6 protein-coding genes are annotated in these 9,502 nt (G+C 72.0%); 1 reads left to right on the top strand and 5 read right to left on the bottom strand.

Annotated elements, in window-relative coordinates:
* Positions 1–26 precede the first annotated feature (26 nt).
* Entirely contained in the window at positions 27–4,298 is a 4,272-nt protein-coding gene (locus tag AB0L33_RS25230) for a carboxypeptidase regulatory-like domain-containing protein (RefSeq protein WP_365685009.1), read from the bottom strand.
* Between the two features lie 116 nt (positions 4,299–4,414).
* Between AB0L33_RS25230 and AB0L33_RS25235 the strand changes: the two genes are divergently transcribed.
* Positions 4,415–5,362 (top strand): helix-turn-helix domain-containing protein, encoded by a 948-nt coding sequence (locus AB0L33_RS25235; protein ID WP_365685011.1) that lies wholly within the window; start codon positions 4,415–4,417, stop codon positions 5,360–5,362.
* Between the two features lie 49 nt (positions 5,363–5,411).
* Here AB0L33_RS25235 and AB0L33_RS25240 read toward each other — a convergent pair whose 3' ends face one another.
* The 4 genes from AB0L33_RS25240 to AB0L33_RS25255 all read right to left on the bottom strand — a co-directional run bounded on the left by AB0L33_RS25240 (position 5,412) and on the right by AB0L33_RS25255 (position 9,370).
* Positions 5,412–6,152: an alpha/beta hydrolase gene (locus AB0L33_RS25240; RefSeq protein WP_365685013.1), complete on the bottom strand. Its 741-nt coding sequence runs from the start codon at positions 6,150–6,152 to the stop codon at positions 5,412–5,414.
* A 166-nt stretch (positions 6,153–6,318) separates the two neighbouring features.
* Entirely contained in the window at positions 6,319–7,314 is a 996-nt protein-coding gene (locus tag AB0L33_RS25245; RefSeq protein ID WP_365685036.1) for a DUF3533 domain-containing protein, read from the bottom strand.
* Positions 7,315–7,484: 170 nt separating this feature from the next.
* Positions 7,485–8,339, bottom strand: coding sequence for an ABC transporter permease (locus AB0L33_RS25250; protein WP_365685015.1), 855 nt, complete (start codon positions 8,337–8,339; stop codon positions 7,485–7,487).
* Positions 8,336–9,370: an ATP-binding cassette domain-containing protein gene (locus AB0L33_RS25255; protein ID WP_365685017.1), complete on the bottom strand. Its 1,035-nt coding sequence runs from the start codon at positions 9,368–9,370 to the stop codon at positions 8,336–8,338. Before AB0L33_RS25255 ends, AB0L33_RS25250 begins: the two co-directional genes overlap by 4 nt.
* Positions 9,371–9,502 lie beyond the last annotated feature (132 nt).

Here is a 9,502-nt window from a genome sequence, read left to right on the forward strand (position 1 = left end):
GAGTCGGTTCGGCGAGGTGGGACGGGTCAGAGCCGTTCGAGGCCGAAGTCGGCTGTCGTGGTGGCTCCCTTCTTGATCTTGACGATCCGGAACTGTGGCACGAAGCCGTCCCTGGCCACCTGGACCGCGAGCGAGTTCTGGCTCTGGTCCAGCCACAGCCGGTAGTGGCCGGCCGCATCGGTCCGCAGGGTGTAGGTGACGGGTCCGCATCCGCTCCGCTGCGTCCACTGGCCGCAGATCTGAACGACGGCCCCGCCCACCGGCGCTCCGGCCGAGTCGGCGACGGTGCCGGTGATCTTGCCCCATGATGCGGGCGGGTCCACGTGCAGCGTCACGGCCACCCCGCCGGCGGCGTACGGCGTGTCGGTGGCGATGTCGAGGTCCGCCGCGAAGTCACCGGGCTGGGTGAAGCCCGCGGTGTCCCCCGTAACCCGCACCGTGACCGTCGCACCGGGGGCGACGTCGAACTCCGTGTCGTCCTCGGTCAGCCAGGCCACGTCCCCGCCGCACTGGTCGTAGCCGGGCAGCGTCTCCCCGTACGCGACCGGCTTGAAGCCGCCCGTCGTGCCGCCGACCTTGAAGATGCCGCACGCCGCTCCACCCCGGTAGACGGAGTTGTTGGAGTTGGGCAGCGGCGTCCACCGGTCGGTTGCGGTGTCGTACGAGAAGCCCTGGTTCGTCACGGCCTGCCCGCTGTTGATCGCCCCGCCCATCACATGGAGCCGGCCGTTCGCGACCGCCGACGCGGCGCCCCAGGCGTCGACCGGGAGAGCCGCCCGCGCGGTCCAGGTCTCCGTCCCGGGCACCCAGGCGTAGGTGGCGGTGGCCGGCTTGTTCGTGTCGGCGTTCACACCGCCGGCGCAGACCACCTCGCCACCGATTCCGCCGCAGGCGGTGAAGGCGACGGGGCTCGGATAGGCCGGTTCGGTGGACCAGGAGTCAGCGGTGGGGTCGTAGCCGTAGACGGCTTTGGAGGTCGGTGTGCAGCCACCGGTGGTGCAGCCGCCGATCACGTACAGCTTGCCGCCGAGCACGGCGGTCCCCGCCGCGCTCAGGCCGGCCGGCAGATCCGCCACCCGGGTCCAGGTGTCGTCGCTCGGGTGGTAGGCGTAGGTGTGCCGGCTGGTGGCGCCCGAGGCGTTCCAGCCGCCCGTGGCGTAGAGCGTGCCGCCGATGAATCCGGCGGAGACGCCGTTGAGGGGTTCCGGCAGATCGGCGGCCGGTGTCCAGGAGCCGCCGGCGGTGTCGTACACGGAGACGTCGGCGAAGGTGGCCGAGCCGCTGCTGCCGCCAATGACGTACACCTTGCCGCCGTGCGAGACGACCGCGTTGTCCATGACGGGCCGGGGGTGGTCGGCCATCGGGGTCCACGGATCCGCGGCGGGGGTCTGCTGGGCGGCCTGCGCCTTGCGGGCGGTGGCGGGCGCGGACTTCGGGCCGGCGTAGCTGGTGCGGGCCGGAAGCACCGACTTCGGGGCGCCCTTCCCGGTGCTCCTGCCGGCCATCGGGGTGGAGCCGCCCTCGGACTCGGTGAGCTTGACGTGCACGGGCTCGGTGCCGTCATTGCCGAAGGTCACGGTGGACGACAGCGACTCCGTGGGGGTCGTCTGCCCGATCCTTCCGCTCAGTCGGAGGTCGGTGGAGCTCATGGTCAGGTGTCCGGCCGCCAGCTCGAAGTCGTGCTTGGTCACTTCGTCGGCGGTGACGGTGAGACTGGCCTTGCCCGGGGTGTAGCGCCCGTCGGTCGCGGTGAAGTCGGCCTTCCCCGTACGGGTGGTGAAGAAGTTGTAGTAGCCGTCGGGCAGGCCGGGGTCGTCGGGTGTCGCGATGGTGACGCCGAGCTCGTCGCTGTGGGTGGTGCTGGTGACCGCGGCCCCGGTGAGCGGCAGCCCGGTGTTCTGGTCGCGGACGATGCCGGCGACCAGCGCGCCGGGGGTGGCCTCGCAGGTCCGGCCGCGGCCGATGACGATGTTGTCCAGCTCCCACCAGGCTCCGGCGTAGCCGGTGAAGTGGAAGCGGACCTGCACCTGCTGCCGGCCGCCGGCGTCCGGGATGGGCAGGTCGACGTGTCCGCGGACGCCTACGATGCTGGTCTTCTTCCACAGGTTGGTCCAGGTCTGCCCCCCGTCGACGCTGTAGTCGATCATGCCGGTCTGGCCGCCGACGCCGTTGTAGTCGGTGTCGAAGCCGATGACCGGGCTGTCCACCGCGCTGAGGTCGATCACCGGCGACACGAGGCTGGTGTCCTGCCCGGCGCCCGTCTTGTAGTAGTCCGAGTCGACGATGGCGAAGTTGCCGCTGCCGCCGGTGTGATTGCCCGCCTTGCCGGGGTCTTCGAAGGCCCAGGTCTGGCCGTTGCCCTTGGCGTCGGTGACGGTCCACCCCTTCTGCGGGGTCTTGCCCGTCCAGCCCTCGAAGTCGGTGCCGGTCCCGTCGTAGGCCCAGCCGTATCCGGTGGCGTAGCAGGCCTTCCTGTCGATGCCGAGCCCGATGTGGGCGGTGGCGCCGCCGGTGCCCTCGGTCAGGTCGACGGGGACGTCGGCCGCGGTGTACCCGCCCAGGTCGGCAGCGGTCGCGTGCAGGGTGTACTCGGCACCGGTGGGCAGGGAGAGGGAGTAACGCCCGGTGTACGGGTCGGAGTAGACGGCCTGGTCCGGGTGGCCGTCGAGGGTGATCCTGGCGCGCATCGGCCAGCCGTGCCCGGAGGCGTCGGTGACGTTGCCGGAGACCGTGCGGGTGGCGATCCTGGTCAGCGCGAAGTCACTGGTGACCTTCTTGTCGACGGCCACCTCGATGCCGGTGGCGGTCCTGGACTCGTAGCCGAACGTCGACGCGACCAGATCGTAGCCGCCCGCCGGTGCGTGCAGTTCGTAACGCCCGTCCGTGCCGGTGGTGGCGGTGAAGACCGAGTCGTCGCCGGCCGTGGCGCGGAGGGTGACGCCGGCGAGCGGTTTGCCGTCGGCCGCGTCGGTGACGGTTCCGACGACCGTGCCCGTCTCCCCCTGGGTCAGGCCGGCGACACCGTACGGAGTGCCGAGGCCGGTGGGTCCGTCCCAGCCGGCTCCCGCCTCGCAGAGCTTGTCGCCGCACGGGCCGTTCGTACCGTCGGTGACGTCGGTGAACTTCTCCTGGGCGGCGTACGGGTAGGACGCCGGGTAGGTGCCCGGGGTCGGGGTTCCGGCCAGGGCGTACATGCCGGCGACCAGGGGTGCGGCGAGCGAGGTGCCGCCGTACTGCGACCAGCCGGACTGACCCACCGTGTTGTAGACCCCGATGCCGGTGGCCGGGTCGGCGTCGGCGGATATGTCCGCGGTCGCCTTGCGGGCGCCGCACGAGGTGTCGACGTCCCGCTGCCACTCGGGCGACGGTTCGTAGAGCGAGCACCCCGAGCCACCGCCGGGGCCGCCGCGGACGGTGCCCCAGGCGGACTCGGTCCAGCCGCGTGCGGTGGAGCTGTCCTTGGTGAGCTCGGTGCCGCCGACCGCGGTCACCTTCGGGTTGGTGGCCGGCCAGGACTGTACGTTGCCGGTGTCTCCCGAGGAGACGGTGATCGCGATGCCCGGGTGGTCGTAGTAGCGGTCGAAGGCGGTGACACCGGAGGCTTCGCCGTCGAGGCCGTACGAGTTGGAGATGGCCACCACGCCGGGCCTGGCGGCAGCGGTGTTGACGGCCGTGCCGAGGTCGTCGAGGCCCGCCGAGTCCCCTTGCACGAGCAGGATGTTGCACTTGGGGCAGACGCTCGACACCGCGTCGAGGTCGAGCGCGGTCTCCACACTCCAGCCTGCGTCGTCCGGCGGGAAATCGGTGCCGCCGCGCTGGTCGGTCTTGGTGAAGCAGCCGTTCGCAGTGGTGCAGGCGGGCAGTCCGTAGTAGTTGCGGTAGACCGCGAGGTCGGACTCGGCCTTGGAGTATCCGTAGGCGTCCACGATGGCGACGGTCATGCCCTCACCGCCGTCGGGCAGGTTGTACGCCTGCTGGAGCTGCCCCGGGCTCAGCGCGGTGATCGGCGGGGCCGGCACGTCCTGCAGGGTCCGGCCGCTCGCGGTGGCCAGGCCCATCGCGAAGCAGCGGGCGACCGGCACCTCGGCGCTCCGCTCCTCGGCGGTGAGCGAGGCGCAGTCCGCGGGCTTGTACGTCGGATCGGTCACCGGCGCCGGGTCCTCGGCCGAGGACGATGTGCCGGAGTCCGGAGCGCTGGGCATCGCGGCGCTCGGCAGGGCCGTCGTGAACGACAGCCCCGACACGAACAACCCGATCACCATGAGTCCGGTCAGCCAACGCCAAGCTCTGCGTGCCACGCCCCACCACGCTCCTCTCAGAGTTTCGACGGCGAGACGGTTCCACGCCCTGACGTGCCCATCAAGAGGATGTACGTTGCAGGTTGAGGACACCTGACCTGAAGAGGATGGGCGCCATGTGGGCAGCCGTGGGCGTGGGTGAGCAGGAATCACTCGTCTACGAGGCGTTGGTGAGGTGCCGTCATGCGGATGCGGGCACGCTCGCCGCGGAGTTGTCGCTGTCGCGCGGCCAGGTCGTCCGCACGCTTGCGGCGCTGACCGGGCAGGGCCTCGCCACCCGGCTCCCCGGCCGGCCCGCCCGGTACACTGCCGTCGCGCCCGACGCCGTGGCGGCGCCGTTGATCGCGGGGCGCGAGTACGAGCTGATGCAACTACGCAAGCACGTAAAGGGGTTGTCGGAGATCCACCGACGGGCGGCCGCCACCTGGCAGCACCCGGCCGACCTGGTCGAGATCGTCGAGGGCCGTTCCAACGTGCGCAGGACGATCACGATGCTCCACCAGGAGTCGCGGGAACAGATATGCCTCTTCGACCGGCCGCCATACGTCGGTGAGGACAGCGAGTACGAGGCGCAGGGACTGGACGTGCGCAAGGTCGAGTTCCGGGTGGTCTACGACCGGACGTCGATCGCGCTGCCGGGCCGCATCGACGAGATCTGGAAGAGCGTGCGCAGGGGCGAGCGGGCCCGGGTGGGCGATGTGCCGATGAAGATGCTGCTGTGCGACGGACGCAAGGCACTCATTCCGGCGGGCAGCGCCGATGCGTCATACCTGATCCACGCGTCGGCGCTGCTCGATGCGATGTGCGCGCTCTTCGAAGCGGTGTGGAGCAGGGCGATTCTGCTGGCCAACGTGGACGCGGCCGAACCGGCCTCGGCTCTCGACAGTGAGGACGAGGCGCTGATGGGCATGCTGGCCGCCGGGCACACCGACGACAGCATCGCCCGCGCCTTCGGCTGGAACGTGCGCACGGTGCGCCGCCACATCCACCGGCTCGCCGAACAGTCGGGTGCCCATACGCGTTTCCAGCTCGGTATGGAGGCCGTACGGCGCAAGTGGATCTGACCACGACGGGGTGGGGCGCACGGCCGGCACCGGCCGTGCGCCCGCGGTCCTACTTCAGGTGCCGGGTGAAGAAGTGGGCCGCCGCGGCCCCCGCGTGCGCCGGGACGCCGGTGTGGCCGCCCATGTTGGCGTGCAGCGACTTCTCCTTGGAACCGAACGCGTCGAACAGGTCGAGTGCCGCCTGCCGGTCGTTGCCCTCGTCGTCCCACTGCAACAGGACGTGCAGCGGGATGGTGAGCCGGCGGGCCTCGTCGTACGTGGTGCGCGGGATGAAGCTGCCGGCGAAGAGGGCGGCGGCCTCGATGCGCGGGTCGACCGCCGCGAGACGGACGCCGATGGAGATCACACCGCCCGAGTAGCCGACCGGGCCGGTGACCTCGGGGAGCGCGAGGATGGCGTCCATCGCGGCCCGCAACTCCGGGACCGCCTGGTCGACCAGCGGGAGGACCACGGCGTCGATGATCTCGTCGGTGACCGGTTCGCCCGCCTGCAGGGCCCGGCGCATGTCGGCGCGGGCCCGGTCGTGCTCGGGCAGCCGGGGCCGGTCGCCGCAGCCGGGGAGTTCGACGGCGGCCGTGGCGAAGCCGTCTGCCGCGGAGTGCCGCGCCCGGTCGGCCAGGCGCGGGTACATCCGCCGGAGGCCGAGTGTGGGGTGGCCGAGGAGGATCAGCGGCACCGGTGCCGAGGCGGACGCGGACTCGGGCGTCCAGAGGATGCCCGGGATGCCGTCGAGCGTGAAGGAGCGTTCGAGTACGCCGTCGTCCAGGCGCTGCTCGGAAGTGAATTGCATGATCGTGCCTTTCGGGAGTGCACACAACGGCGCTCCCGGACGACCTGCCTATCGCCCGACCGTGACCCCGGAGGGGAGCACCCATGTCGATACTGCGTTCACGGGTACCACCTCCTCGTTCTTTCGCACGGCCGGGAGGAATCTAGCAGGATGCCGCGGCGGTCGCCTAGCGGGTTTCGGTACGGGCCCTCCGGCCGCGCAGAGCGGCGGCCACCACGGCCACGACGATCCCTGCGAACGCCCAGGCGCCGAGGACCCACAGGGCTCCCGTGGTGTTGTTGCCGTCGAAGTAGACCGTGTTCCGGACGACGGTCGTCCCGGCGCCGGGTGGCAGGGCCTGGCCGATCGCGGCCCAGAACGGCGGCAGCAGGGAGGCCGGGTAGACGCCGCCGGAGCTCGGGTTGCCGAGGATCGTGAAGATCAGGATGGTCAGGCCGAGCCCGATCGTGCCGAGCAGCGACTGGAGCGCCACGCCCACGGCGCCGGAGGCGAAGACGACCAGGGTGCCGATGCCGACGAGCTCCCAGAAGGCGCCCGGCAGGCAGTGCAGCACCGGGCCGACGATGATGGCGCCGCCGATTCCGGAGACGAAGGCGTAGGGCACCATCGCCGCGAGCCGCACGATGGAGCGCCGGAGCGTGGGGCGCTTGGACCCGGCCGCCATGTTCAGTGCCGATGCGGCGAGGTAGCCGCCGATCGTCCAGCTGAGCACCAGGTAGAACGACGAGAGTCCTCGGCTGTCCCCCGCGGCGGGCGCGCGGATGTCGCGTACGGTCAGCGCCCGGCCCTGCGTACGTTCCACGGTCGCCACGACCTTCGCGGCGGCGTCCGCCGCCGAGGGGCCGCCCGCCGAGGCGACGAGCAGCGTGTCGGTGCGCCCGGCCACCGCCACGATCAGCGCGGCGTCGGTCTTCCGCTCCAGCAGCCTGGCCCTGGCCTGCGCGCGGTCCTGTACGGCGGTGACGTGCACCGGGTCGCCGGGCAGCGCATTGAGCCGGGCGACCAGATCGGCCTCCACGGGGCGCGGGGCGACCAGGGTGATCGGGATGCGGTGCGGCTTCGGAGCGTGGAACGCCCCCATGTACGAGAGCGCGAAGCCCAGTTGGAGCAGCAGCACGCCCACCATGACGAGCACGGCTCTGGTGGTGATCGCGTCCCGCATCTCCGCCCACGCGCCGACCTGCGCCGTCGAGCCCGTTGTCTCCGCCACGTGACGTCCCCGCTCTCAGCCGCCGGTGCACCCGTTCCGCCGACATCCTCACGCCGGGCCCGCGTGTCACGGAGAGAACACGCATGGCCGGTGCCGTACCCACCCGTTCGGCCCAGGGCCCGTCACTCCTGCCGCGCGAACCGGTGGGCGGCCCAGAGCAGGGCACCCGCGCCGCTGATCAGGAGCAGGGCCGCCTCCACGGGGAGCGGGAGGGAGTGGCCGGCCCAGCTGATGCCTCCTCCGGCAGCGGCGTCCGGGGCGCGCAGGGCGATGCTGCCGCGCAGCATGTCGACTCCGTGGGCGAGCGGGTTCGCGGCGGCCAGGGCGTGAACCCAGCCCGGGAGCGACTGAAGGGGGAAGAAGCCGCCCGAGAGGAACAGCAGGGGCATCATCAGCACGCCGAGCAGGGTGTGGAACGTCTCGGGTCTGCTCAGGCTCACGGCCAGCGTCAGGGCGAAGGCGGTGATCGTGAAGGAGATCAGGGCCATGCCGGCGAGGAGCAGCGCCAGCAGGAGCGGGTCGTAGGGCAGGCCGACGAAACCGGCCAGGCTCAGCAGCACGGCACCCTGGATCGTGGCGACCAGGGTGCCGCCGGCGCAGCTGCCCAGGAGCAGGGTCGTACGGCTGACCGGGGCCATCAGGAGTTCGCGCAGGTAGCCGCTCTGGCGGTCGGTGATCAGGCGGATGCCGACGAGGATGGCCGGGGTCTGCACCGTCATCATCAGCACGCCGGGGAACAGGTAGGTCTGATATCCGACCCCGAGCGCGGAGCCGGGGATGAGCGCGGCGAGGCCGCCGCCCAGGATCAGGAGGTACAGCACGGGATGGAGCAGCATCAGCGCGGTGTGGGCGCGCTGGCCGGCCAGGCGGAGCAGGTCCCGGTGGATCAGGCCGTGGATGGCGCGCAGTTCGTGCCGCAGCCGGTCCGGCCGCGCGGCGTCCCCGGTGCCGGTCGCGTGGAGCGGGAGTGCGGTCATCGGCCACCGCCGGAAGGGGTGCCGTGGATGCTGCGGCCGGTGTGGTGGAAGAACACGTCGTCGAGGGTGGGCGGGGTGGCGGACGCGGCGCGGACGGCGATGCCGTGGCTCTCCAGGGTCGCGCAGAGGCGGGGGATCCAGGAGCTGCCGTCGGGCACCCGCAGGCAGATCCCCTCGGCGTCCCTGGTCACGGACTGTCCGCGCGGGACCAGGCGGTGGACGACGCGGTGTGCTCGCTCGTCCTGGCTGGTGCGCAGCACGACGCGGTCGTCGCCGATGGCGGCCTTGAGCGCGCCGGGCGCGCCCTGGGCGACCAGCCGGCCGCGGTCGATGATGGCGACGCGGTCGCAGTGGGCCGCCTCTTCGAGCTGGTGGGTGGTGATGAAGAGGGTGCTGCCGCTCCGCTTCCGCAGGGCGTACAGGTGGTCCCAGATCTGCGCCCGGGCGTGCGGGTCGAGCCCGGTGGTGGGCTCGTCCAGGAACAGGATGCCCGGCGCGTGCAGGAGCTGGCGGGCGATTTCCAGGCGGCGGCGCATGCCTCCGGACAGGGTGCGTACGGGAGAGGAGCACCGCTCGGTGAGTCCGGCCACCTCCAGTACTTCGGCGGTGCGCCTGCGGACGTGGGCGCGGCGCATGCCGTAGAGGCGGGCGTGGATGCGGAGGTTCTGTTCGGGGGTCAGGTCCGGGTCGAGGGCGCTCTGCTGGAAGAGCATGCCGACGCGCTGCCGCACCAGGTGGGGCTGGGTGCGCACGTCGGCGCCCGCCACCGTGGCGTGGCCCGCGGTGGGGCGGGCCAGGGCGCAGAGCATGGCGATGGTGGTGGACTTCCCGGCGCCGTTGGGTCCGAGGAAGGCGAAGGTCTCGCCCCGGTGGACGTCCAGGTCCAGGCCGCTCACGGCGTGCGTGGTGGTGCCCTTGGGCCCGGGGTAGCTCTTGACGAGGCCGCGGGTGCTGATGGCGCACTCGGGCGGGTCGAGGGTGGCGGGGGTGTGCTCGGGGGCGGTTGCCTCGCCGCCGGCGTGAAGTCGCATGTCCGGTCCTCAGCTCTGGTTCGCCGGTGGGGTCCGGCGCGGGGGGGGGGGCGGGGCGCGGCCCCGCCCGCCCGCGGGGGCGGGGGGGGGGGGCCCCGGGGGCGTCGTGCATGCGGTTTTTGTGGTCTCCTC

The organism is Streptomyces sp. NPDC052299 (genome assembly GCF_040679335.1).
Taxonomy (GTDB): Bacteria; Actinomycetota; Actinomycetes; order Streptomycetales; family Streptomycetaceae; genus Streptomyces.